This window comes from Bacillus changyiensis (genome assembly GCF_027706145.1).
Taxonomy (GTDB): domain Bacteria; phylum Bacillota; class Bacilli; order Bacillales; family Bacillaceae; genus Bacillus; species Bacillus changyiensis.
The window spans coordinates 35,799-60,897 of sequence record NZ_JAQFWW010000003.1 but is presented as its reverse complement, the minus strand read 5'-3'; the positions used below and the strand labels follow the sequence as shown (position 1 = coordinate 60,897).

Annotated in this window: 20 protein-coding genes; 2 read left to right on the top strand and 18 right to left on the bottom strand. The window is 38.9% G+C overall.

Annotation, left to right across the window (positions count from 1 at the left end; translation table 11 throughout):
* Window positions 1-410 precede the first annotated feature (410 nt).
* The 5 genes from guaA to PDT38_RS12070 all read right to left on the bottom strand — a co-directional run bounded on the left by guaA (window position 411) and on the right by PDT38_RS12070 (window position 7,774).
* Window positions 411-1,952, bottom strand: a complete 1,542-nt coding sequence (gene guaA / locus PDT38_RS12090) for a glutamine-hydrolyzing GMP synthase (protein WP_270801866.1) — start codon at window positions 1,950-1,952, stop codon at window positions 411-413.
* A 163-nt stretch (window positions 1,953-2,115) separates the two neighbouring features.
* Window positions 2,116-4,362, bottom strand: coding sequence for a DUF4129 domain-containing transglutaminase family protein (locus PDT38_RS12085; RefSeq protein WP_394356269.1), 2,247 nt, complete (start codon window positions 4,360-4,362; stop codon window positions 2,116-2,118).
* A gap of 5 nt (window positions 4,363-4,367) precedes the next feature.
* A complete protein-coding gene (locus PDT38_RS12080) occupies window positions 4,368-5,573 on the bottom strand; it encodes a DUF58 domain-containing protein (RefSeq protein ID WP_270801862.1) in 1,206 nt (401 codons plus the stop codon).
* Entirely contained in the window at window positions 5,570-6,535 is a 966-nt protein-coding gene (locus PDT38_RS12075; protein WP_270801861.1) for an AAA family ATPase, read from the bottom strand. The genes PDT38_RS12080 and PDT38_RS12075 overlap by 4 nt, the downstream gene beginning before the upstream one ends.
* Before the next feature lie 363 nt (window positions 6,536-6,898).
* Window positions 6,899-7,774: a cation diffusion facilitator family transporter gene (locus PDT38_RS12070; RefSeq protein ID WP_270801859.1), complete on the bottom strand. Its 876-nt coding sequence runs from the start codon at window positions 7,772-7,774 to the stop codon at window positions 6,899-6,901.
* 252 nt (window positions 7,775-8,026) lie between these two features.
* Between PDT38_RS12070 and PDT38_RS12065 the strand changes: the two genes are divergently transcribed.
* Window positions 8,027-9,568 carry a multicopper oxidase family protein gene (locus PDT38_RS12065; protein WP_270801856.1) on the top strand — a complete coding sequence of 514 codons (1,542 nt, stop codon included), beginning with the start codon at window positions 8,027-8,029 and terminating at the stop codon, window positions 9,566-9,568.
* A gap of 81 nt (window positions 9,569-9,649) precedes the next feature.
* Here the strand turns inward: PDT38_RS12065 and lepB are convergent, their stop codons facing one another.
* Entirely contained in the window at window positions 9,650-10,192 is a 543-nt protein-coding gene (lepB, locus tag PDT38_RS12060; RefSeq protein ID WP_270801854.1) for a signal peptidase I, read from the bottom strand.
* Between the two features lie 198 nt (window positions 10,193-10,390).
* Here lepB and PDT38_RS12055 point away from each other — a divergent pair, with 198 nt between their 5' ends.
* Complete coding sequence (locus PDT38_RS12055) at window positions 10,391-10,564, top strand: hypothetical protein (RefSeq protein WP_270801853.1); 174 nt, start codon at window positions 10,391-10,393, stop codon at window positions 10,562-10,564.
* Between the two features lie 81 nt (window positions 10,565-10,645).
* On the opposite strand, the gene PDT38_RS12050 is transcribed toward PDT38_RS12055, so the two are convergent.
* From PDT38_RS12050 to PDT38_RS11995, 12 genes are all read right to left on the bottom strand, one after another.
* Window positions 10,646-11,674, bottom strand: coding sequence for a TolB-like translocation protein (locus tag PDT38_RS12050; RefSeq protein WP_270801851.1), 1,029 nt, complete (start codon window positions 11,672-11,674; stop codon window positions 10,646-10,648).
* Window positions 11,675-11,724: 50 nt separating this feature from the next.
* A complete protein-coding gene (locus PDT38_RS12045; RefSeq protein ID WP_270801849.1) occupies window positions 11,725-12,108 on the bottom strand; it encodes a septal ring lytic transglycosylase RlpA family protein in 384 nt (127 codons plus the stop codon).
* 154 nt (window positions 12,109-12,262) lie between these two features.
* A complete protein-coding gene (locus PDT38_RS12040; RefSeq protein WP_270801847.1) occupies window positions 12,263-12,898 on the bottom strand; it encodes a GNAT family N-acetyltransferase in 636 nt (211 codons plus the stop codon).
* Between the two features lie 281 nt (window positions 12,899-13,179).
* Window positions 13,180-13,866, bottom strand: a complete 687-nt coding sequence (gene pgmB, locus PDT38_RS12035) for a beta-phosphoglucomutase (RefSeq protein ID WP_270801845.1) — start codon at window positions 13,864-13,866, stop codon at window positions 13,180-13,182.
* Window positions 13,863-15,566, bottom strand: a complete 1,704-nt coding sequence (locus PDT38_RS12030; RefSeq protein ID WP_270801842.1) for a glycoside hydrolase family 13 protein — start codon at window positions 15,564-15,566, stop codon at window positions 13,863-13,865. The genes pgmB and PDT38_RS12030 overlap by 4 nt, the downstream gene beginning before the upstream one ends.
* Window positions 15,559-17,844 (bottom strand): glycoside hydrolase family 65 protein, encoded by a 2,286-nt coding sequence (locus tag PDT38_RS12025; RefSeq protein WP_270801839.1) that lies wholly within the window; start codon window positions 17,842-17,844, stop codon window positions 15,559-15,561. The genes PDT38_RS12030 and PDT38_RS12025 overlap by 8 nt, the downstream gene beginning before the upstream one ends.
* On the bottom strand, window positions 17,822-18,697 hold the full coding sequence (locus PDT38_RS12020; RefSeq protein WP_270801837.1) for a DUF1189 family protein: 876 nt from the start codon (window positions 18,695-18,697) through the stop codon (window positions 17,822-17,824). Before PDT38_RS12020 ends, PDT38_RS12025 begins: the two co-directional genes overlap by 23 nt.
* A gap of 2 nt (window positions 18,698-18,699) precedes the next feature.
* On the bottom strand, window positions 18,700-19,551 hold the full coding sequence (locus PDT38_RS12015; protein WP_270801835.1) for a sugar ABC transporter permease: 852 nt from the start codon (window positions 19,549-19,551) through the stop codon (window positions 18,700-18,702).
* A complete protein-coding gene (locus tag PDT38_RS12010; RefSeq protein ID WP_270801833.1) occupies window positions 19,552-20,859 on the bottom strand; it encodes a carbohydrate ABC transporter permease in 1,308 nt (435 codons plus the stop codon). It lies immediately after the preceding gene.
* Window positions 20,860-20,898: 39 nt separating this feature from the next.
* Window positions 20,899-22,152 carry an extracellular solute-binding protein gene (locus PDT38_RS12005; RefSeq protein ID WP_270801831.1) on the bottom strand — a complete coding sequence of 418 codons (1,254 nt, stop codon included), beginning with the start codon at window positions 22,150-22,152 and terminating at the stop codon, window positions 20,899-20,901.
* 94 nt (window positions 22,153-22,246) lie between these two features.
* Window positions 22,247-24,004 (bottom strand): glycoside hydrolase family 13 protein, encoded by a 1,758-nt coding sequence (locus PDT38_RS12000; RefSeq protein ID WP_270801830.1) that lies wholly within the window; start codon window positions 24,002-24,004, stop codon window positions 22,247-22,249.
* A gap of 103 nt (window positions 24,005-24,107) precedes the next feature.
* On the bottom strand, window positions 24,108-25,058 hold the full coding sequence (locus PDT38_RS11995; protein WP_270801828.1) for a LacI family DNA-binding transcriptional regulator: 951 nt from the start codon (window positions 25,056-25,058) through the stop codon (window positions 24,108-24,110).
* Window positions 25,059-25,099: the final 41 nt, after the last annotated feature.

The following is a 25,099-nucleotide window of genomic DNA, read 5'->3' as shown; positions in this document are numbered from 1 at the left end:
CTTATTTTCTCTTCTAGTATAACATTTACAGGCATGTGTGGATTATCTGTATATCTTTTTTTATTATATTTCGCAAGATATTCTAATGACAAGATTGTACCTCCACATTATAAACCCTGCCACCGTGATGACCGTAATCAGAATCACCCGTCCATTGGACTTCACTTACAATTTAGATAATGTCTAACTTTATGGGGTCACTTCAATAGCCGGTGGTTTAATGTTTCGCGCGTTTAAAGCACTCACCCGGCTAAAGCCTAAATAAAAAATCCCACCGACAATCATTCGGTGAGATTTTTTTGGCGACAATCTTGGAGACAATCCAAATGATTTTTACTCTCCAAAAGCCACTTGAGTTTTACCTAAACAGCGCAAAATCAACGTTTTGGGATGTATAAGGTGTCACTAGATTATTCCCACTCAATCGTTGCAGGTGGCTTGCTCGTAATATCATACACAACGCGGTTAATGTGCTTCACTTCGTTAACAATCCGGGTTGAAATCGTTTCAAGCACATCCCACGGGATTCTTGCCCAATCAGATGTCATTCCATCAATCGAAGTGACAGCGCGAATACCAATTGTATAATCGTATGTGCGGGCATCTCCCATAACACCGACACTGCGGATATCAGGGAGAACGGTGAAGTATTGCCAAACATCACGTTCAAGTCCAGCTTTGGCGATTTCTTCGCGTAAAATAGCGTCTGACTCACGAACAATTTCCAGCTTTTCTTCTGATATCTCTCCCAAAACACGAATACCAAGGCCTGGACCTGGGAACGGCTGACGCCAAACAATTTCATCAGGAATACCAAGCTCTGTTCCAAGTGCGCGAACTTCATCTTTAAACAGTGTATTCAATGGTTCAATCAGTTGAAACTGCATGTCTTCAGGCAGTCCGCCAACATTGTGGTGTGACTTGATCGTTTGCGCGGTTGCTGTACCGCTCTCAATAATGTCAGTATAAAGCGTACCCTGTGCAAGAAAATCGATTCCTTTCAGCTTGTCCGCTTCATCATCAAATACATAAATAAATTCATTTCCAATGATTTTTCGTTTTTGCTCAGGATCTGAAACACCTTTCAACTTGTTCAAGAAGCGGTCTTTTGCATCCACTTTGATCACGTTCATGTTAAAACCTTCGCTAAATGTTTTCATGACGCCTTCTGCCTCACCTTTACGAAGCAGACCATGATCAACAAATATACAAGTGAGCTGATCTCCGATTGCTTTATGGATTAGGACGGCGACAACAGAAGAATCGACACCACCACTTAGTGCACATAAAACTTGTTTATCTCCAACTGTTTCGCGGATTTTCTCCATTTCAATTTCGATAAAGTTTTCCATTGACCATTCGCCGACACATCCACAGACACCGAAAACAAAGTTTTTCAGTAGATCATTACCATATTCAGAGTGGCGAACCTCAGGATGGAATTGCACGCCGTACCATTTTTTATCTTTATTGCTCATGGCTGAGTTTGGACAATGGTGGCTTGTTGCATCAACGGTAAATCCTTCTGGAACTTCAACAACTAAATCACCATGACTCATCCACACGACTTGTTCGTTCGGAAGATCCATAAACAGATCTGGTTCACCTTCTATGTGAATATTGGCTTTACCGTACTCACGCTGACTTGCTGCTTCCACTCTTCCCCCTAAATAATGGGTCATAAGTTGCATACCATAACATATCCCAAGCACAGGGATGTCCAGCTCAAAAATCTTTTCGTCACAGCGGAAAGACCCTTCATCATATACACTGTTCGGACCGCCTGACAAAATAATTCCTTTCGGATTTATTTTTTTGATTTCTTCAGCCGACAATGTATGCGGATGAAGTTCACTGTACACACCAAATTCACGGATACGACGGGTAATAAGCTGGTTATATTGGCTTCCAAAATCCAATACAAGAATCATTTCATTCACTAACTTTGTCATGGTGTCACCTCTTTATCAAATTGTCTTTTGCACAGAAAAAATGGCGGCGGACATACGGGTCCTGCCCCCATTCGCAGGGTCGCATCAGTATGAAAGACTGAGCTTGCCAGCAAAGGTTTTTAATATTCACTAATTCTAACAATAGGAAAGAAAGCGGTCAAGACTATCTTCTTTTAATTAAATTTTCCCATAACTCTACAGAATGTTCCCAAAGCTCTTGGGCATTTTCTTTTCGGTACAGAATCCTTTCATAGCGCAAAGTCAAATCCGTCATATCACGATTGTGATAATAAGCATCAACTTCAGATGCAAACTCGCGGAGAGTTTGTGTCGCTCCTTTTTTCATGCCTTTTCGACTCAGTTGATGAAGCAATGCATCATAAGCTTTGAAGAAGACTGTCTCATCGCGCCGGTGTTTCAGCTTCGCAACAATAACCAGTGGTATCCATCTTGCACGTGTAAAGTAAAGACTTACTGCTACCCCGGCAAGGAAAACGAACAGAATCGCTCCGCCAATCCAAAGGAAACGATTGAAATCTTGATGTTTAATCGTTGTATGAGCCTGAGCGGTTTCTTTTGAAACAAAATCTTTTTGATTTGGCTGTTTATTTTGTTCTTTATTGACTTTCTTTTCATCTTGTTTTAGCTTTTGTTTCTTCTCTTTTTCGATTTTTTTTGAAACAGCTGCATCCGTATCATTTTTTTTCTGAGCATGAGTTTGTTTATGCAAGTTTTCAGGACTAGTGAAACCTTTTGTCGGCTCAAATGTGACCCAACCCTGACCTTCAAAGTACACTTCGACCCAAGAATGGGCATTATTGTTTGTGACTTCATAAATTTGATTTTTTCCATCGGTTGTTGTTCCGGCATACTCCCCTGAAGTGTAGCCTTTTACCCAACGAGCAGGTATATTCGCACTCCTCAATAAAACAATCATAGCCGATGAAAAATTATCGCAATATCCTTTTTTTGTTTCAAATAAAAATTGGTCGACATAATCTTGATTTTTATTCGGCACAGCGACATCTTTTGTTTCATAGGAAAAGCCAGGTGATTGAAGATAATCTTTAATCGCTTTTGTTTTGTCATATACATTGTCTTGATTCTGTGTCAAATTCTGGGCGAGTTTTTTGACTCGTTTAGGAAGAGAACTGGGAAGCTGTAAATATTTCTTATGGTTTCTGCTCCATCCTTCTTCAGAACTCATATTAATGTTTTGAAGATCGTTTACATTAAAAACAGGTGATTCATAGACTAATGTATAACTTTCAAGGTTTTTGACATTCGTTCCAGCTTTTCCAAAAGGACCAATTCTCTCTGTGTTATTGTTCATCTGAAGAGGTATAGAAGAATGATTCAATTTAATTTTGCTTGTTCCAATTGGATAAAGCGCATGGTTATAGCGATATTCTGTATCCATATCGAGTTTTATACGGCGGGTTTTTGTTTTAACACCTTCTTCAAACCATTGATAATGAAGTTGATCATTCTCTATTTTGTAAGTTGATCCATTTTCCTCATCTTCAATCCAGCCTTTCCCAGTATAATAACTCTTTGTCTCCGCTCTGAAATAGCTTCTTTCCTCTCCTTGCCATGTAAACACCCAAGAATCATCAGCCTTATAAGGGCCTCCAAGTGTTTGATCATTTGTACCATAGCCAACTTGACTCCCATCTTTACGATCAGAATCACTGTTTGTCGTTTTTTTAATAAATGGTACCGGATCTGGCCAGATCGGGTCTGGTTTTGGTACAGCAGCTCCAATACAAATTGAAATAACTGTCATGAATAATAAAGACGCAAACCATTTGATAATCAGCAATCTGGTAAATTTAAAGTTCTCACTTTCCTTTACCCGTTCTAAATAGAGGAGCCCCAGCAACAGAAATCCGAACAGCATAATTCGAACAATGGCATATGATGCATCAAATGGGGTAAATGTATCAAGAACAGTAATATAGACAATCGTCATGATAAAGAAAAAGAAAATTCTCCGCTGATAAATCACCCAATAATGGAGAAGATAGACAAGCAGCCAAAGTAGGACAAAAAACAGCATTGTCCGAAACAAAGGCGACATTTCCTTCCACATCCCTGAAACAATAAAAGAACCATTCTGACTGAATTCTTGCGCTAGCTTACCGATCCATGAAACAGAAAACAGAGAACCTGTGTAAAATATTTGATGGAGGGCAAACAAAATAAAGCCAAGACCTAATGGAAACTTAACAAACCAGGGAATCTCAAAAAATGTCAGCAAAAAAACAAGCGCGATAAATATAATAAAATAGGCGGTATGACCCGTATCTGTAAAATATTGCAATGGACGGAGCCATTCCCATAGCAGCAAAAAAGTTAGTGCATATAAAAATAGAAAACCGACCCGATCGCCTATTTTCCCGGACATCATCATCTTCACCTCGCTTTCGCAAAAGCTTGAGAAAAGTGATTTTCAGCAAATACATTCACTTCAATTCCCCGCACTTTCAAATGTTGAATAAGCAGTTGCTCATCCTTTAAAAATGAATCGTTTTTTCCTTTGATTAAAAATAGCTTAGCTGCCTTATTTCTTAAAGTTTGTTCTAGAATCTGTGACAACTCAGGTGTGATGCTACCTGTTACAATATATTTGACAGCCTCTCTCATATTGGACGACAGTTTCAATTCTCTCTCAAGCTGTTGATGAAACGGTTCAACAGAATCACAATCAACAAGTGCCAAATGGTAGAAGAGTTTTTTCAAATGATCATCACCATAGCAGACCGGAAAAACATGGCGGTCTTTCCCGATAGAAACAAGTCCGGTACTAACTCCATTTTTTAAAGCGGAGCGTACAATAGACGCTGTAAACATCACCATATCTTCGAAAACAATGGAAGGAGACTGATCAAGCCAAATCAGTAAATCATGCCCTTTCATTTGTTCAAATTCTTTTGTTATTAATTGGTTCCGCCGTGCAGACGTTTTCCAATCCACCCATGAAAAGCGATCACCTGGTTGATATTCTCTAATTCCTGAAACCAATACACTGTGTTGTTGCTGAATATCGGAAATGGTCCCAACTTGATCATCAAAACTCCCGGATTTCCCAATATAATTAATATCTTGATAAGACGGAAAAACAAGCAAAGAAGTCTCAAGCGGTACATACACTTCTTTCTCAAGTAGCCCTAACAGATCACCACCGCGGAGTCTAACTGCTTTTAAGTGGTGCTTGCCTCTTGGAATCGATTTGATTGTATAAGTTATCCTGACTTCCTTTTGAAACCATAGAAAAAGAACTCGCTTCGCTTTCGTCATCTTGTCACTCTTTAAGAGTGACTTTGGCAAACAATCTTCAACAACTAAAAACATAAGCGGAAAGGGGAACTTTCTTTTTAAAATGATCACGGCTTCTAATTGTTCACCGGCTTTAAACTGGTTCTGACTCAATTGCCGCTTTACCGTTATTTTTTTAAATGGATAAAAAGCGAATAGGATGGCATACAAAACAAAGGGAAGAAAAGCACAAAACAAAAACCAGCTGACAAATCCCCCTTGAAACATTGCATAACTGAACAAGGCAATCGGCAGAGCTGCTAAAACGAGAAGCTTCCAGCCATACTTCATACGAGCTATCATGATTTCATTTTCGGCCTTTCCATTGGGACCTTTGTATCCATTATAATGTCTTGAAGAATCGTTTCCGGACGCTTTCCTTCAAATTTGGCCTCTGGGCGTAATATCAATCTGTGTGTAAGGGTATAAGGCGCCAAATACTGTATATCGTCTGGAATAACATAATCGCGGTTATATAAAAAAGCAAAAGCTTGGGCAGCCTTCATTAAAGCAATCGATCCCCTCGGGCTAACCCCGAGATAGATATCAGAATGATGCCTCGTTTTTTGAGTCATTTGAACGATATATTCTTTAATCGATAAATCTACATAAACCGTTTCTACTTGTTTTTGAAAACCAACTAGTTCGTCCTTTGTAATAACGGACTCGATCTCTAAAAGTGGATGTCTTTTTTCCTGTAAGTCAAGCACTTCAAGTTCTTCTGCAACTGTTGGATAACCCATGCGAAGTTTAAATAAAAAACGATCCAGCTGTGCTTCTGGTAACGGGTAAGTCCCTTCATATTCAACAGGGTTTTGTGTCGCCATCACAAAAAATGGCCTGCCAAGCGACATTGTCACTCCATCTATAGTCACACTGTCTTCTTCCATTGCTTCAAGTAAGGCTGATTGAGTTTTTGGTGATGTACGATTAATTTCATCAGCTAAAATGATATTTCCCATAATCGGACCTGAGCGGTATTCAAATTCAAGTGTTTTTGGATTATATATCGAAACGCCAGTTACATCTGAAGGTAGTAAATCGGGTGTAAACTGAATTCTTTTAAATTCAGCACCTGTTGATTTGGCTAAAGCCCGAACCATCATTGTTTTTCCTACGCCAGGCACATCTTCTAACAGCACATGCCCGTTTGCAAGAATGGCGGTCAAGCTCAATACCACGATGTCTTTTTTTCCTACCATTACTTTTTCAATATTATCGGCTACTTTTCCCAAAGTAGGGTGCAGTGTTTCTTGGTAAGCCATCCTCTTCCTCCTCATTGTTACCGATTCGAAGTCTATTTTACTTTACAATAAACGATCTGCCAGTAGAAAACAACTAACCTATGAAAATAGACTTTTTATTTTGGTTTCTTCTAAAGGAGATCATTGGATATTCGATGTAAAAAGTAAGCGAAAAAACCACGAAGACAAGTTTTCCCCGCGGTTTTTCGTTATAAAAATTTTCGGCATGAATTGAAACAGGATGACCATTTGATCAAAAAGTGATCCATATATGGATCACTTTTCAATGATATTGGCTTTTTGAAGAAGGGCACTCCCTTATCTTTCTATTCTTCAACCGATTGTTATACACTAACATTTATTTTGCTTAAAACAGAAGCTAGGTTATTTCTCGTTATGATAAGGTTCTATGTGAATATGAGAATGGATAATGGCATGTTCTTGCTGCATTCTTCTTTCGATTTCGTCAGCAATTTCATGGCTTTCAGCAATGTTCAAATCCGGCTGCACTTCAACGACTACCTCAATATGTACTGCACTTCCCAAATAACGTGCTTTCACATCTTTCAGCCGTCCAACACCTGGAACTTCTTGAATTGTTTTTTTGTATTTTGAAATATCTTTAATATCAAAACCATCTGTTAAAGAATGGGCTGCTTCTTTAAAAATATTCCATGCTGTTTTACAAATGATAAGCCCGATAACAAAAGCTGCAACAGTATCCACCCAGATCAGATTAAATTGTGAGGCAAAAATACCTGCAAATGTGCCAATGCTCACAAACGCATCTGATTTGTTATCAGCGGCAGCCGCGTAAAGAGCATGGCTATTTACTTTTTTGGCGAGCCTTTTATTGTACATGAAAACTAAGAACATGATGACTGCACTGCCTGCCGCCGTCCAAGCTGCTATCATATCCGGAGTTGTCACCCTTGGGTGAAAAAGCATTTCTCCTGAACGATATAAAACCTCAAGCCCGACAACCATCATGATAAATGATGCAACTAGTGAAGCAATCGTCTCAGCACGAAAATGACCGTATGGATGGTCTTCATCAGGCGGTTTTTGTGAAATTTTAAGTCCGATTAACACCGCTAAAGAAGCCATGATATCTGTTGTATTATTAAGTCCATCTGCCCGGAGAGCCTCAGAATGAAAAACATATCCGATGGCCAGCTTAACAGCTGACAGCACAAGGTAAGCCACTATACTGACCCATGCACCTGTTTCTCCTTTTTTTAATTCGTCATACCGTTCCATAAAAAAGCTTCCTTTCCCATCCATGTTTTCGCCTTTAATCATACAAAGTAAAACTTGAGTAAGTCTATAGAAACATGATTCACTTATGGCAGAAATATAGTCGGAAAGGAACTTTTTTTATCTAAGGAAAAAAACTTCTCCTTGAGACAATTAGCGGTTTTCCTCTTGACTACTAAAGGAACCTAACAGGTCATCCTGTACTATAATGTACTAATTATTTGATCATCAGAACAAAAAAAGGACAGGTGAATCATGGAACTTGAAAAATTTGTTGATCCTCTACCCATTCCTGAAGTGCTCATACCGCACGAAAGAATGGGTAGCAAAACCTATTATGAAGTGACGATGGAAGAATGTTATCAAAAGCTCCATCGCGATCTCCCGCCTACTCGGCTTTACGGATATAATGGAAGTTTTCCTGGTCCCACATTTGAAGTGAAAAAACATGAACTGATCGCAGTAAAGTGGATGAATAAGCTCCCAGATCGTCACTTTCTCCCAATTGATCATACGATTCATGACAACCACCATGTAGATGGAGTCAAAACAGTCGTACATCTGCATGGTGGGAAAACACCAGCCGACAGTGATGGCTATCCTGAGGCCTGGTTTACAAAGGATTTTAAAGAAACAGGGCCATATTTTAAAAGCGAAATCTCTGAATACCCCAATGATCAAGATGCAACCGCTCTCTGGTACCATGATCATGCCATGGCCATTACAAGACTGAATATTTATGCTGGACTGGTTGGGTTATATTTTATCCGTGACAGAGAAGAACAATCACTAAACTTGCCGAAAAAAGAATATGAAATTCCTTTGTTAATTCTAGATAAATCTTTTCGTGAAGATGGTTCATTGTTATATCCACGTCAACCTCATAACAACACTTCAGCCAATCTGCCTGATCCATCAATCATCCCTAGTTTTTGCGGGGATACTATTTTAGTGAACGGGAAAGTTTGGCCCTATGCTGAAGTCGAGCCACGAAAGTATCGGTTTCGTATTGTAAACGGTTCGAACAGAAGAATATATGAGCTCTATTTCGATTCTGGACTCATCTTTCAGCAAATTGGATCAGATGGCGGTCTTTTACATCACCCAGTAAAAGCCCAGTCATTGACAATCGCCCCGGCTGAGCGCTGTGATGTGATTGTTGATTTTTCAAATATAGAAGGTAAAACAATAACACTCAAAAACCGCCTCGGCTGCGGCGCTCAGGAAGCAGATTCAGATCGAGACGCATACATTATGCAATTTCGCGTCTTAAAACCATTGAAAACAAAAGACATGAGCTCAATTCCGAAAGTACTAAGAAAGCGCCCTTATTTTGACAAACAACAGGTTCATACGATCAGAAAATTAACATTGGGAGCAGACAGTGATCAATACGGAAGACCCGTTTTTCTTCTTAACAATAAGAGGTGGAGTGATCCTGTGACTGAGACACCGGGACTTGGAAAAACAGAAATCTGGTCGATCATCAATACAGGAAGAGGGATCCATCCGATTCATTTACATCTCGTTCAATTTCGCATCCTTGACAGCCGGCCCTTTGACATGGACAGATTCCGAGAAAATAGAGAGCTTGTTTTCACAGGACCCGCCATTCCTCCTCCTCCTAATGAAAGAGGGCTGAAAGATACTGTGAAAGTTCCCCCAGGATCTGTTACACGTATTATGGCCAATTTTAGTCCATATAGCGGTAAATATGTATGGCATTGTCACATTTTGGAGCATGAAGATTATGATATGATGCGCCCCCTTGATATCACAAAGACTCACCATCGCTAACACCTCCAAGTTGGGAGGCTTTTTCATTCTTTTACGAAAAAAGGTCAATCAAGAGTATTCAATCTTAATTGACCTTCAATCCTATTCTATTCCACCAATTTCATTGAATGGAAAATAGCGAAATTCGACTTTGCCAATCACCGAATCTTTTGAGATAAACCCAATTACGCGGCTGTCTCTACTATTTCCGCGGTTATCTCCCATTACAAAATAGCTGTCTTTCGGCACTTTTTCTTTTCCCGTTACTTCTTTCAATGTAAAATCATTGGTTAAACGCTCATCACCAGTTAGTTTTTGTTTAGATTTTTTCAAATATGGCTCATCATACTTTTTTCCATTAACATAAAGAACATCATCTTTCATTTTAATCGAATCGCCAGGAACACCGATCACTCTTTTTACATAGTTTTCGTCAGCATCAGGTGCCTCAAAAATGATTTTATCAAACCTCTGAATCTCACTAACTTTACTAATCATCACCATATTGCCATCTTCTAAAGTTGGTGACATGGACTCTCCCAAAACGGTTGATGGTGAAAAGAGAAAATAACGGATAACAGTAATGATAACAGCAGCAATAACAAGTGTTTTTAACAATGACAATATTTCTTTTTTTATGTTCATATGGACTCTCCTTTTTTTTTAGTTGATTTCGGATGCTTATCAACCGGACATCAATACACTTGATACTATATAAATTAGTGAAATTAGTAAAAAAACCCTTCATTTTTTGCTTACAAATATCATAACATGCCCAAGCAAATTCGAGCCATTGATAATAAATTATCTTATCACATAAAAGGTGGTGGTTAACCCATATGTATGATGATTATGAGGACTACGATCCCTATAGCCCTGCTCGGAAGAAAGAAGTCGCTCAGCTCTCCCGCCAAAGAAATTGGCATTCAGATGATAGACGCTTCAAATGCAGACCAAAAAACTGTTCTAATGAACATGATGATCGGTTTAAATGCAGGAGGAAAAAGTGCTGACTAATGATGAAAAGCCGATTGATCATCATCATCGGCTTTTAACAATATGCCAAAAACAGCAAGGATATACCTTTCCGTTTTTTTGTCAGTTCAAAACTTTGAAGCTATTGATGATCCCATCTGGCTTTTCCCACTCTTTTTTCACTGTTTTTGTGTCGCGATCATAAGAGTAAATCGTCCTTACTTTTGCTTCATTCTCTTCCTTATCTTTAATGACCTTCGCATCTTTTGCTTCAGCAAGAAAGAAGATTTTCTTTCCATCCTTTGAGAACTGCGGTAAAGCTGAGTCGATCAATGTAAACGCCTTTTGATCAGATATTACAGTCCGACATGTTTTTTTGCTAATATCCATCATCGTAATGACCGTTTTCTCACCATCATTAATGGTCTCGGTAAAAACTGCTGTTTTCCCATCTGGTGAAATTCCGATATCATTCATATATTTCGCTACTGTTTTAATATGCTGTATTCCTTTTTGATCAGCCAGCGAAATCCACATGTTCGTCGGTTCTGGTAAAATCCCCTTCTCATTTGCCTCATTTGTTTTTCGACGATCTTCTTTCATTGAAAAATGCAATAAAACAAATTGATTTTTTTCTCGATTGTATTGATAGAAACTAACATTTTCATCTTTATTTTTTGCTTCTGGATAGATTGAAGAAAATGTTTTCTTTTTCAAATTAAATGATGCTAGCTGAAAATTCTCATGATCTGAGGGAATGCGGCGCAGAAAAAGTGTTGAACGATCTTTTGATAGACTTAACTCATCAATATCCATCTCACCTGAATATAGAGTCGTTTTTTCGCTTGATTTGAGGTTCAGTCTAATCAGGTGTTTCACATTGTTATCAGTATTTGTGTAATAAAGTAAGCGATCTTTCTGATCAAGAGCCATCCCCGGATAGTCTGTCATTTTTTCTTTGTAGAGCATGTCTTGATTTTCATAATATGAAGTCATAAGCTTTTGATCTGTTATTGCAACAAGCAGATCTGTACCACTGCTTTGACTGCTTTTTTCTGGTTCACTGTGCTTTGAATCAAAAAAACGGACAGCCACTATCCCTCCTGCAATCAACACAACCGCAACAAATAAATATATCATTCTTTTTTTCATATTAATCTCCACCAAAAAGAAGCAAGAAAGATTTTCTTGCTCCATTTCGTCTATTTTTTATAGTAGTAATGTCCTTTAATTTTTCCTTTGCTTGTTGAAAAACCTAAAGCTCTAAATGCTCGCGGACTTACATCCAACACAGCACCACGAGGCATTCTGCCAACATCATATTTATATACTGTAATCACTTTTTTCGGTTTCGCTTTTGAATATGCTCTAATTTTTGTACCTTTTCTCGGAACATCAAAACCCATTTTTGTTGCACAGTCCCAATGACCGAGTCTTTTTCCGTCAGCGCCTCTTTTTCCAACTCCATTATACCATGTAATATAGCCGCTGACTTTTTTAACTTTAGCACTAGCATGATCTGTGAAATTGAATGACATGAGGATGCTTGCTGCTAAAATTAAAACGGAAAATAGTATTTTCTTCATAAAATAAATAGCCTCCAGGTTGGGATTTATTTTGGTAGTTTAGATTATACCTGGTTTTTTAGGCATTCTACTTTACAGTTTGTTTACGGTTAAGATGCAAATATTACACAGCTGTTTGAAAAATGATATAAAGCTGGATAAAAGCGACAATTCATCAGATGACCTTATCAGTAAAACGATATACAACCACTTCAGCTATAGGCTGATATCCTATCTTCTGATATAACTTATTGGAAGTAGGGTTATCAGCATCTGCAAACAAACAACAAAATGCAATCCCTGTGTCTAATAATGCCTGACTGAAAGCTGCCACACATGATAAAGCATAACCTTTTCTGCGATGATTCGGCGGGGTAAAGACAAGATTGACCGCGATACCTTCCTGAGTCGGTCTGGCTTTTTGCACCATTGAAACAGGGAGACCGCGTTCCTCCCATAAATAAAGAGAAGAATTCTCGATTCCCTGAAGTGCAATCGTTTTTGCTTGATTTCGCTCCATTGCTTCATATAATGCCTCTACGGAAAATGAACATATCCACTCTGTGACCAGCTCTAGATTTTGGTGATTGGCTTTTCTCAAAAAGCCTAAACTGTGTTTCACAATATGGCTCACTTTGTCCAGTTTATAAAGTTTTTGTTTCATCTGTATTGTTTTCGGACTTTTCCATGCAACCGCAAAAGCCTCGGCAATCGGGGGTTTTCCAATGACGCCAGGTACTCGGATTCTCATTTTTTCTAAATAAACTGCCAGTTTTCCAATCGCTTCTATATGAAGTTCTTCTCCAGTCAAGATTAAATCGCCTGAAGTCATGATGGCAATGAGCTGAATTCCCTCATCATTTTCTGCTGATAAGAAAACCGACTCACCACGAGATCGTTTTCTTAAGTGATAAAGGAGACCAAATGGTAGATTGTTGACCGCTTCATATTTTTATTTTAAAAGGTATGCTTCGGTATGAGCTAAAAACTGTTCTGGACAAATGAACCTTTTGACTTCTATTTTGACCATCTCCTCTTTAATCGTTTGAAAAAAGACCACCTCTGTCAAATAAAAGGTGGTCTTTCATCATTTTATGATTCTATTTTATTTCTTTTCTCCCTCCACTGTTTCATCCCTTTATTTAATAATGCAAATGACAAATCAGACGTTTCTCTGACAATGAGGTCAGCAGCAGCCATAGATTGTTTGTTTCCGACGCCAACAGCAAACATTCCGGCAGATTTAATTGAGGCAATCCCCGCTTCAGCATCTTCTATACCTATACAGTCAGTTGGAGAAACACCCAATTGTTTAGCAGCCGTCAAAAATATTTCAGGATCTGGCTTTCCGTTTGTAAGTGTCTCTGGGTCTACAATAGTATGAAAATCACCCATGATCTCCAGGCATTGTAAAATCGCTGGAGCATTGCGGCTGGCTGAAGCTAAGGCCAAATTGATTTGTTGATGTTTCAGTTCAGAGAGAAGCTGACGGATTCCCGGCAATAAATCGTCTGGCGTTAAAGTTTGAATCAACTGTTGATAATAGCGATTTTTCTCTTCCATTAAATCCTGTTTAGCGTCTTCTGAATACTTAGCTGACACATGACCGTGAACAAGAATCATGTCAAGTGATTCACTTCTACTGATTCCTTTAAGCCTTTCATTAAAATCACGATCAAACGGAATATTTAATTGATCAGCAAGCCTTTTCCATGCGAGAAAATGATACTCGGCTGTATCTGTTATGACACCATCTAAATCAAATATAACGGCTTTCATGACATCAGATCCTCTGATGTGCTGATCCAAATGCATGATTCATAAGGCTCTAAACATAAATCTTTTATGTCAGCGTGTTGTCGAGAACAGTTGGAAAGTAGAACTTTCCATTGCTCATTCATTAATTGTGAAGGAGCTTCAATAGAAGCAGTCTCCTCTGACAAATTCACTGCCACCAACAGCTTTTCTCCTTGATACTTACGGATGTATACAAATAGTTGCGGATGATTCTCTAGTAACAGCTGATAGTCTCCGTACACCATCACCTTGTGTTGCTTTCGCAATTGAATGAGTTTTTGATAGTAATAAAAAACCGAATCAGGATCAGCGAGCGCCTCTTTCACATTGATTTCTTTATAGCGTTGATTTACTGGTAGCCAAGGTGTTCCCACTGTGAATCCTGCATGTTCACTGTCATTCCATTGCATCGGTGTTCGAGCATGATCCCTTCCTTTTTTGGAAACAGCTTTTATAAAGTCTTTCTCTGTCATCGTTTTATGTTCAACAACCAAATCCTGATATGCATTTTTAATTTCAAGATCATCATACAATTCTAGCGGTATATCAGTATTAACCATTCCAATCTCTTCACCTTGATAAATAAACGGCGTTCCTTTCAGCCCGTGAAGAACAGTTGCAAATGCTTTGGCACATTGCTTCCGCAAGGTGTTATCATTCCCCCAGCGGGAGATGACCCTTGGCTGATCGTGATTTTCAAAATATAAACTATTCCAACCATTATTCATTAAAGCTGTTTGCCACTTGGTCAGCACTTTTTTCAGAGCGATCAGATCGAACGGTTTAACTTGCCATTTCCCATTTGGTGAATTCCACTCTGTATCAATATCCATATGTTCAAATGTAATGACCATATTCAATTCATTTCTGGATGGGTCCGTATATTTTTTAGCTACATCAATATCCGCACCATTCGCTTCTCCTACTGTCATACAATCATAATGGGAGAGAACTTCTTGATTCATCTCCTGTATAAACTCATGAAGACGGGGACCGTTAGCATGATAATGTCCGACAATATAACGGCGGTTGTCAGCTGTCTGATAATCTGGAAAATCAATGTGTTTAGAAATCGAACCAATCACATCCATCCGCCAGCCATCAATACCTTTATCCATCCAAAACTTCATCAAATCATAAACTTCCTGACGGACAGCTTCATTTTCCCAATTTAAATCAGGCTGTTTCTTCGAAAAATAATGTAAATAATACTGTCCTGTCAGCTCATCAAACTCCCATGCCGAACCTGAAAAGATCGAACCCCAATTGTTCGGTTCTGTGCCGTCTGGTTGTGGATCTTTCCAAAAATAATAATCGCGATACGGACTATCCTTCGATTTACGGCTTTTGACAAACCATGAATGTTCATCTGATGTATGGTTCACAACTAAATCCATGATGATTTTCATCCCGCGTTTATGAACTTCATCAATTAATTGAAACATATCCTCGTTTGCCCCAAACTTTTCGTACATCTTTCGGTAATCGCGAATGTCATAACCGTTATCATCCTGAGGTGAATCAAATACAGGGGATAACCAAATGACATCCACTCCTAGTAATTTAATATAATCAAGTTTTTGAATGATTCCCTGCAAATCGCCAAATCCATCACCATTTGAATCATAAAAACTGCGAGGATAGATTTGGTAGACGACAGCTTCTTTCCACCAATTACTCATCAAGCTTCCTCCATTCGTAGCTGTTGTTCAGTTCTATCGATTCATTGAAGACAGTGATGCTTAACGGTTCTCCTTTCAATAGTTCAAAAACTGTTTTTTCTTCAGTCACACTAATTTTAATTAATCGTCCCCGATAATTGATTTTAAATGCATAACTATCCCAGTCTTTCGGTAGGAATGGTGCAAATGAGAGCTGTTCATTCCAGACTCGCATTCCTGCAAACCCTTGGACGATCGCAAGCCAGCTACCAGTCATCGATGTAATGTGAAGCCCATCTTCTGTGTCATGATTGTAATTGTCAAGATCAAGACGAGCTGTACGCTTATACAGTTCAACCGCTTTGTCTTCCTTCTTAAGCTCAGCTGCAATAACAGCATGTACAGACGGTGAAAGACTTGATTCATGAACGGTCATCGGTTCATAAAATTCAAAATTCCGCCGTTTTTCTTCCATTGTAAAACGATCACTCAATAAATAAATTCCTTGCAGTACATCAGCCTGCTTTATAAAGTTGGATCGAAGGATTTTATCCCAAGACCAATTCTGATAAAGTGGACGATCACTCAAATTCAATTGATCTGTCATTTTCAATTCTTTATCTAAAAACGTATCATGTTGAACAAAGATCTTTAGCTCTTCACTGTAAGGATAGTACATCCGTTTGATAATATCCTTCCATGAGGTGATTTCTTCTTCCTGAACCGCCAACTCGCTAGATTTTTCTAGCGGGAGATCACGAAGATTTTCTAAAGTATATTCAAGTGTCCACACTGCCATTAAATTTGTGTACCAGTTGTTGTTCACATTGTTTTCATATTCGTTTGGCCCTGTAACACCATGAATCATATACTTGCCAGTTCGTTTCGAAAAGTGCACACGATCCGCCCAAAACCTGCTGATCTCGACCAATACATCAATACCATATTCTTTCATATAGTCACGATCGCCCGTATAATTCACATAATTATAAATGGCATACGCGATTGCACCATTTCGGTGAATTTCTTCAAAGGTGATCTCCCATTCATTGTGGCACTCATCACCGACAAAAGTGACCATCGGATAAAGTGCCCCTTTCAATCCTAGTTTGTCAGCATTGCGTTTAGCAGCTTCTAAATGGTTGTAACGATATAAAAGCAAATTTTTTGTTACCTCAGGACTAGCGACGGACAAATACATTGGAACTGCATATGCCTCGGTATCCCAATAAGCGGCTCCCCCATACTTTTCACCTGTAAATCCTTTTGGACCAATATTCAAGCGGGGATCCTCACCATAATAAGTCGAAAATAACTGGAACATGTTATAACGAATGCCTTGTTGAAGCTCGTCATCTCCATTAATTTCGATATCTGCTTTTAGCCATCTTTCCTTCCACTTATCAATATGATGTTGCTTCACTTGCTCATACCCCTGCTGAAGAACACGTTTCAGCAGTTCCTGACCGCTTGCTAATAGCTCTGATTCCTGAAAATCGCGAGATGTCGTGACAATGATATATTTTTTCAAAGAAGCCGTTGTTCCTGGTTTAATGTAGTATGTGTAGCGATTTTCCACATACATGGTAGCTGTTTCAGAACTTTCATTCACAAACCCTTCTGTTCTATTGGCCATTCTAGCAGAAACGGTAAACCGTGGTGTTCCAAATTGGTTTTCAATCGTTTTTGTCATCAAATAACCTGAGTGGTGGTCAGCCCCTTTTTCAATCTCCTGCCAAAACTGCTCCTCGTAATTGGCATCTTCATTTGTAACATTGCCATCCAAATAAGGGACAAGCGTTACCTTCGCCTCACCTGTCAAACACTCCACCTGATATTCAATTGCACAAAGCTGTTTCACCGCCAGACTGAGAAAGCGCTCAGACGAGATTTTGATCATTTGCTCACCGAGACGAATTACAACACTGCGCCTTAACATTCCTTGTTTCATATCCAGTTCTAATTCAAAAGATTCGATTTTATTTTGATAAAGATCAACTTTTTCATCATTGATATAGACATCAATTCCAATAAAATTCATCGCGTTGATCACTTTTCCAAAATAGTCAGGATAACCATTTTTCCACCAGCCAACCCTTGTTTTATCAGGAAACCACACCCCTGCAAGATATGTTCCTTGATGGCTATCACCAGAGTAGCTCTCTTCAAAGTTACCCCTGGTCCCCATATAACCATTACCTAGAGAAGTCAGGCTTTCTTGCAGCCGTTTATGTTGATGGTCAAATGTATTCGTTTTGATTTTCCATTTATCAATGTCAAATAGCCGTTGAATTGTCATGGCTTCCTCCTTGTGATGATTTACGAGTTGTAAAAAAGTATCTGAATGTAAACGAGATCATTAAAATGATGCCAAAGGATTGAATTAACAGCATCGTGATCAAATCAAAATGAATCAAACCGCTCACTACCGCTGCAAAAATGGGAATTGCCGAAACACTGACCGCTATTGCAGCTGCTTCTCGTAAAGACTTGATGCCAGACATTTTTGATTTTTTCGTGATCCATATCCCTCCAGTAAGACACCCTGTTAAAAACAGCTGACTCACTAAAATCAAGGAAAGCGTTAACACCATGATAAGCGGCTTATATTGAGCAAGCCATCGTTCTGCAATAAACGCTTTTAGTTTGCTAGCATTCATATCTTTCATCTGCATATCCTTCTTGCCATAACCGATAGAAAAACCAGTACCACTTTGATCGCTTATGATAAAATGATCCTTCTGAAATATAATTGCTTGATCATAGCCGTTCACTTTGATCCGACCGTTTTCACCAGTCGTTTTGAACTTCTGGCTCATATCAATGGCCAACATCGTTCCCTTTTCAGTTTGATTAAAGCCGCTACCGCCCGTTAGTTTACCATTACGCAACTGGTAAACTCTCAATTGTTCAGCAAATCCTTGATCGATCTTTTCAATAGTTACCGGAAGTAAAAATTTCATTTGAAAGTGATTGATTTTCATCATTGAGATCGAAAACGGTACCATTAAACAAGCCGTTAAAAAAACAAACAAAAAAGTGATATGCAACCAACTGAATGTGTAACGATATTGATATATTTTTGATGGTGAAACCATCGCTTTCACATAGCGAATGATAAGACTTTCATTTGTCATTTGCAGTGTTCCCATGATTATCCCTTCGTTCCGCCAGTTGTTAAACCAGACACAAAGTTCTTTTGTAAGAAAAAGAACAATAGACAGATTGGTAATGCAGCAAGGATTGCACCGGCTGCAAACAGGGCTACTTTTTGCTCTTGATGGTTCGAAATAAATGACTGAAGCCCAACAGCAATTGTCAGTCTTTCTGGTGAACGAAGCAAAAATTTTGCCAGTAAAAAGTCACCGAACGGAGCCATAAATGCCCAAAGCCCTTGTACAGCAAGCATTGGTTTGACAAGAGGGAGAACGATAGATGCAAAGATTCGCAAATGTCCAGCTCCATCAATCCGCGCTGCTTCATCAATTTCTCGCGGCACTGTATCAAAATAACCTTTCATTAACCACGTATTCATCGGAATACCACCGCCAATATAGAGCGCTGTCAAAAACCAATATTGATCAAGTGCACCGATTAACATGGCCAAAACGTAAAATGCAGTTAGTGCAGCCATCGTCGGCACCATTTGAATAATTAAAAAGAATATTAAACTATTTTTCCTGCCTGCAAAACGATATCGACTATACGTGTAACCAGCCAATGTGACGATTGTAACCTGGAGAACCATAACTGATATGGCAATGATCAGTGTATTGCCGTACCAATCCAGATAAAATGTCTTTTGAAACAACTCTCTAAAGTGTTCCAATGTCCAACTGCCTGAAAAATCGAGCACAAAAGCTGCCACATTCCCCGGTCGAAATGCTGATGACGCAGTAATCAGAATCGGATAGATTATGATGATGCTTAATAGTGTCATAAACAAATAGGTCAACATTTGATTAACGATCCGAGCGGTCCTGGCATTTTTAAACATATGTTTCATCTACATGACCTCCTCATTGCCAAAGGCATTTGACTTCTTAAAAGCAATCAGAGAGATTCCCATGACAATAATCGAAATCAAGAGGGTCACGGCCGCTGCAACCGAATATTGTGGTGATGTGCCTGTCGTTAGCTTATAGATCCACGATATTAAAATATCGGTTGAACCAGCACCAGCTCCGGCACTTCCTGGTCCTCCTTCATTAAACAAGTAAATAATAGAGAAATTGTTAAAATTAAACGTGTACTGGGTAATCATCACTGGAGCAGTCGCAAATAAGATCATTGGCATTGTAATATGTTTAAAACGCTGGATAGCTGAAGCTCCGTCAATTTTGGCTGCTTCATATAATTCACCGGGAATCGCCTGAAGCACACCTGTGACCATCACATAAATGAATGGGAAGCCTAGCCAAGCCTGGATCATGATCAAAGCAGTCTTCGTCCAAAACGGATCTGTTTTCCACGCAATTGCCGGCAAATCGATAAATGGCAGGTGATTCAATAGCGGAATGACCTGGGCATTAATCGCCCCGACACTGTCGTTGAAAATGTTGGAAAAGCTCATGATCGAAATAAAAGCCGGTACTGCCCATGGAAGCAAGAATATAATTCGGAAGATTCGTTTGCCTTTAATAAAATCCTGATTGACAGAAAGCGCTATCAAGATACCAAGACCGATTTGCAATGTTGTTGCAAGTATCGTCCAAATAAGCGTCCATCCCAGTACACCAACAAATGTCTCACGATAAGAACCGAGCAAAAGGGTATTTGCAAAGTTTTTGAAACCAACCCAATCAATTAGGTTATTGGGCGGAATATGATAAAAATCATAGTTTGTAAACGCAATGAACAGCGTCACTAACACTGGAAAAATAATGACAAACACCATCATGATATAAGCGGGCAAGGTAAATAAATATGGAAATCCTTTATCCCCGGCATTTCTGATGATATCCTTAGCCGATGTATTGATCTCAAATCCGGCTGCCTTGATCATTGCGATTTTGCGAGCATCATAAATATTAAAGATATAGAACATTAGAAAAATGATTGTTACAATCAATTGCAGTGTACCTTCGATCAATAAAAACAATGAATGATCTTGCCCTGCAACAGTTCCTAATGTGACCAAGCCACTTAATGCATCAATTCCGAAAATCGCTAGTTCTCCAACAAACAATGCTGTAATGATTAGAAAAAACAATCCTTTTGATAATTGTTGATTGACGATCTGGCCAATTCCCGGAATGATGGATAAAAACATTGCTTTTCGACTCTGTTTTGCAACTATTTTATCGTTGTTCATTTTGTTCGCCCTCTATTCTTCCGGACGTTAACCCGCCTGTTATTTTGTATACTTCTCTTTAATGTTTTCTTTAATGACTTTTACGGCATCATCTGCTGATTGCTGTGCTGATTTCTTTCCTGAAGCTGCATCAAATATTAAGCTTTCTGCACCTTTCCAAACCTCGGCCATTTCCGGAATATTAGGGGTTGGTGTTGCTGTTTCATACTGTTTAATAACAGCTGATGTCAATTCATTATTTTGCTTACCCGCTTTTTTACGTGCCTCTAAATGAGCAGGTACTTCATTTGTTTCTTCATAGAAAGCATAAGCATTTTTTTCATTTGAAGCATATTCAAGCCATTTTTTAGCTAACTCAGGTTCTTTTGTGTAATTTGATGCGACCCAACCTTTTCCGCCAGCAAATGGTGCATATTCTTTTCCATTTGGCAATGTCGGAATTTTAGCTATACCATAGTTCACTTTCGCTTTTTTATATTCAGCTGCTGCCCAAGGTCCATCGATAACAGCTGCAGCTTTACCTTTTATAAATGTTTGTTGAATAAAGTTGGCAGCACTTGTGTTGTCCTGCATACCTTTTGGCCAATGGTTTTTAAACCATTTCATCGCATATTCGACACCTTCTACAGCGTCTTTATTATTAATCCCAATGTCTTCTGGATTTGAACCATTATCACCAATGGCATATCCGCCATAGCCCGCCAATAAGCCATAAGACATATAGAAATCAGTCCATTTTGCCAAGAACGCAGTTGATTTTCCTTTTTCAGAAGTAAAAGCAAATCGTTTATCATCTGTTAAACTTTCAAGCTCTTGAAATGTTGTTGGTGCTTTTTTTAAGAGATCTTTGTTGTAATATAAAACAAGTGTTTCGATGACTAGCGGAGAACCATATACTTTGCCATCCACTGTCACTTGCTTCATTTCTTTATCACCAAAGTTTTTTGTATCAGATGGTTTGATCTCAAGTAAATGGCCTTGATGTCCGAGGCCGCCGATCCGGTCATAAGCAGCAAGCATAACATCTGGTGCATTTCCGGCCGGTCCATCTAGTGGAAGGGCTTCTAATTGGTCAAACATCGGCTTCTCAACAATTTTCACTGTTACATCATTCTTTTTTTCAAAATCAGTTTTTATCTTTTCAATATAATTCTTATATTTCTCTTCTACAGACACGGTGAGTACCTTTTTCCCATCAGAACTTCCTGTTTTCTTCGAACTGGAGCAAGCAGCCATTCCAAATGTAAGAATTGCCACTAATAATAAAGCGAAAACCTTTTTAAAATGTCTCATCATTTTTTCCCCCTTTTATTATGGATCTATTTCGATTGTAGCCCCAACCAGAAAGCGGTTACAATATCTTCAAAAATGTTACCGGTAACAGAATTTATGGAGCGTCCGTCACAGCTAAAATGACAAATTCTTCTGGATGAACAGTGATCATATCACATTGATTTGTCCACAGATTGTCAACGTGTTCATTTTCACCAATCTCTAAATCTTCCAAATTGATATAATGCACTTCTTTGCCTTGATTAAAGAAATAAATCAATCTCTTTTTATCGGTTACTCTTGAAAAACTAATAAAATCAGCTTGATCATCGATTTGGTTCCAGACAAGCGCCCCATGTGTAAACACTTCATTTTCCTGTTTCCGTAAGGCGATTAATCGCTTCATAAAAGACAGCATCTCTTGATCTTGTTTGACTTCATCCCATTCCATACATTTTCGACAGAGCGGATCATTTTCACCAGACAGGCCAATTTCTGTTCCGTAATAGATACATGGTGATCCCTTCTGAGCAAACATAAATGCTAATAAAGACTGGGCTTTTTTCTTATTGTGCTGACATCTTGTTAAAAGCCGTTTTGTATCATGGCTATCAAGTAAATTAAACATCACTTCATTCACTTGCTCCATCCCACTCTGTAAATGTCCATTTAAACGGTGTACCATTTGTGAAGCTGGTATGATTTGATCGGCAAAGTATTCTAGCATCGGTTCTGTAAAAGGATAATTCATGACCGCATGAAATTCGTCTCCTTTAAGCCATGGATCAGATTGATGCCAAATTTCTCCTAATATATACAGGTCAGGCTTTTCAGCCAAGACGACTTGATGGAATTTTTTCCAGAATGCATGGTCAACTTCATTGGCTACATCCAAACGCCAGCCATCAATGTCAAATTCACGAATCCAATATAAAGCAATATCTAATAAATAGGATTGCACTTCTGGATTGGCGGTATTTAACTTTGGCATCTCAGGGGTAAATGCAAACGTGTCATAATGGTTTTCTTTAACAGGGAAAGAATGAATATGAAACCAATCTTTAAAGCGTGAACTCTCACCGTTTTTCACGACATCCTGCCATTGAGGTGAAGCACTTCCAATGTGATTAAAAACCGCATCAAGCATTATTTTCATGCCCCGCTTGTGAAACTGTTTGACTAGTGTCCGAAAAATCTCCTCATCTCCAAAATGCGGATCGATTGAATAATAGTCCAATGTATCGTATTTATGATTCGTAGGAGCAGAAAAGATCGGATTCAAATAAATTCCATTAACACCTAAATCCTCTAGGTAATCAAGCTTATCGATAATCCCTTGTAAATCCCCACCAAAAAAATCATGAATATCAGGATCTTTGCTTCCCCACGGCAGGGTCCCTTCAGGTGACAAATCATCCCTCCCATTTGCAAATCGTTCTGGGAAAATTTGATACCAAACAGTTGATTTTACCCACTCAGGTGCCTTGAATGTATCAACTTTATGAACAAACGGAAATTTAAAATAAAAATTAATGTTATCAAGCGTTTTCTGATGATATGGATAGACACCTGAGCTCCCATAAAAAGTCTCTTTTTCATCAGTTCCGCGTACAACAAAAGCGTATTGTAAACGGCGATATGGCGGTTTTACCTCCGCAAACCAATAATCATGTAGTTCTGTTGAGGCCATTTTTTTCATCTGTTGTTCTTTCGACACCCATTTTTCTGTGACATACTCATAAGGATCTCCCCAAATTAAGCGTACTTGGTCTGCGTCAGCTTTTTTTGTGCGAATCTTGATGTGCAGTGTATCCTCATCATATGAGTAAGCATAAGCACTAAAAGGCTGGTGGTAAATTGCTGCATATTCCATTTTGTCTCCTCCTGTTCATTTTTCGGCTTACAAATTGAAATTATCATGCCGATGTAACAGGAACAATCGTTTTTAGATTGTTAACGGTAACAGAATGTTAGCTTCACAAACTCGATTCTCTTACAATTAACTCAGGCTCAAAAAACTGATTCCCTTGGGAAGCTCCAGCTTCATTGATTTTTTTAAGCAATGTTTTTGCACATGCTTCACCCATTTCAACGACAGGCTGACGTACAGTTGTCAACCGCGGTGAAGAGATCCGGTCAAGAAAAACACCGTCAAAACCGGTAACTGCCACATCTTCCGGAATTCTTTTTCCAAGAGATTGTGCTGCACGGATCACACCGATCGCGATTCGATCAGAAGCACAGACAATCGCAGTTCGTTCATTTTTGGACGTCAACATTTTCCGGGCACAATTTTCACTTTTCTTAGAACTATTCTCCACATGGTAAATTTGTATCTGTCCCATTTTTTCTGTCATTGCCTTTATATAGCCTTTTTCTCGTGAACGCTCAAATGGTTCATCTAAATCGATGCCAAAAAAGACAACATTCCGTATCCCTAGCCCTAAAAGGTGTCGAGTTGCCATAAAAGTTCCTTTTTCATTATGAACATCAATAAAGTCATAGCCCATTTCATTCTGTCCAAATACGACGACCGGCTTTTCAAACTCCTTAATCAGCCCTTCAAAATCCGGACGTCTTAGACCGGTTGCAATAATCCCGTCACATTGGCCAATGTTGAGAGATTTTCGTGTGACAAGCTGTAATGCATAATGATGGCGATCCAGTTCCCGGCTGATTCCGGTCAACAAGTTCATATAATAAGGTTCTGTCGTGTCCATTTCTTCAAGAATTAATAATTTTATAACCTGTGTTCTATTTTGAACGAGCGCCCTTGCCGCATAGTTAGGAATGTAGTTCAGTTCTTTCATTGCAGAGTGAACGAGTTTTTTCAGTTCATCTGTTACGGTCTCCGGGTGATTGATCACTCGCGATACTGTCATTTTAGAAACATTTGCTTTTTTCGCAACATCTGATAAAGTTGCCACTTTAACCCCACCTCTCTTGTCATTATCAATCATTATAGTAT

What these genes read in the sequence shown, in the direction of transcription:
- guaA (WP_270801866.1), bottom strand. Translation starts at nt 1,952, where the DNA reads ATGACAAAGTTAGTGAATGAAATGATTCTTGTATTGGATTTTGGAAGC.
- PDT38_RS12085 (WP_394356269.1), bottom strand. Translation starts at nt 4,362, where the DNA reads ATGATGTCCGGGAAAATAGGCGATCGGGTCGGTTTTCTATTTTTATAT.
- PDT38_RS12080 (WP_270801862.1), bottom strand. Translation starts at nt 5,573, where the DNA reads ATGATAGCTCGTATGAAGTATGGCTGGAAGCTTCTCGTTTTAGCAGCT.
- PDT38_RS12075 (WP_270801861.1), bottom strand. Translation starts at nt 6,535, where the DNA reads ATGGCTTACCAAGAAACACTGCACCCTACTTTGGGAAAAGTAGCCGAT.
- PDT38_RS12070 (WP_270801859.1), bottom strand. Translation starts at nt 7,774, where the DNA reads ATGGAACGGTATGACGAATTAAAAAAAGGAGAAACAGGTGCATGGGTC.
- PDT38_RS12065 (WP_270801856.1), top strand. Translation starts at nt 8,027, where the DNA reads ATGGAACTTGAAAAATTTGTTGATCCTCTACCCATTCCTGAAGTGCTC.
- lepB (WP_270801854.1), bottom strand. Translation starts at nt 10,192, where the DNA reads ATGAACATAAAAAAAGAAATATTGTCATTGTTAAAAACACTTGTTATT.
- PDT38_RS12055 (WP_270801853.1), top strand. Translation starts at nt 10,391, where the DNA reads ATGATGATTATGAGGACTACGATCCCTATAGCCCTGCTCGGAAGAAAG.
- PDT38_RS12050 (WP_270801851.1), bottom strand. Translation starts at nt 11,674, where the DNA reads ATGAAAAAAAGAATGATATATTTATTTGTTGCGGTTGTGTTGATTGCA.
- PDT38_RS12045 (WP_270801849.1), bottom strand. Translation starts at nt 12,108, where the DNA reads ATGAAGAAAATACTATTTTCCGTTTTAATTTTAGCAGCAAGCATCCTC.
- pgmB (WP_270801845.1), bottom strand. Translation starts at nt 13,866, where the DNA reads ATGAAAGCCGTTATATTTGATTTAGATGGTGTCATAACAGATACAGCC.
- PDT38_RS12030 (WP_270801842.1), bottom strand. Translation starts at nt 15,566, where the DNA reads ATGAGTAATTGGTGGAAAGAAGCTGTCGTCTACCAAATCTATCCTCGC.
- PDT38_RS12025 (WP_270801839.1), bottom strand. Translation starts at nt 17,844, where the DNA reads ATGACAATTCAACGGCTATTTGACATTGATAAATGGAAAATCAAAACG.
- PDT38_RS12020 (WP_270801837.1), bottom strand. Translation starts at nt 18,697, where the DNA reads ATGGGAACACTGCAAATGACAAATGAAAGTCTTATCATTCGCTATGTG.
- PDT38_RS12015 (WP_270801835.1), bottom strand. Translation starts at nt 19,551, where the DNA reads ATGAAACATATGTTTAAAAATGCCAGGACCGCTCGGATCGTTAATCAA.
- PDT38_RS12010 (WP_270801833.1), bottom strand. Translation starts at nt 20,859, where the DNA reads ATGAACAACGATAAAATAGTTGCAAAACAGAGTCGAAAAGCAATGTTT.
- PDT38_RS12005 (WP_270801831.1), bottom strand. Translation starts at nt 22,152, where the DNA reads ATGAGACATTTTAAAAAGGTTTTCGCTTTATTATTAGTGGCAATTCTT.
- PDT38_RS12000 (WP_270801830.1), bottom strand. Translation starts at nt 24,004, where the DNA reads ATGGAATATGCAGCAATTTACCACCAGCCTTTTAGTGCTTATGCTTAC.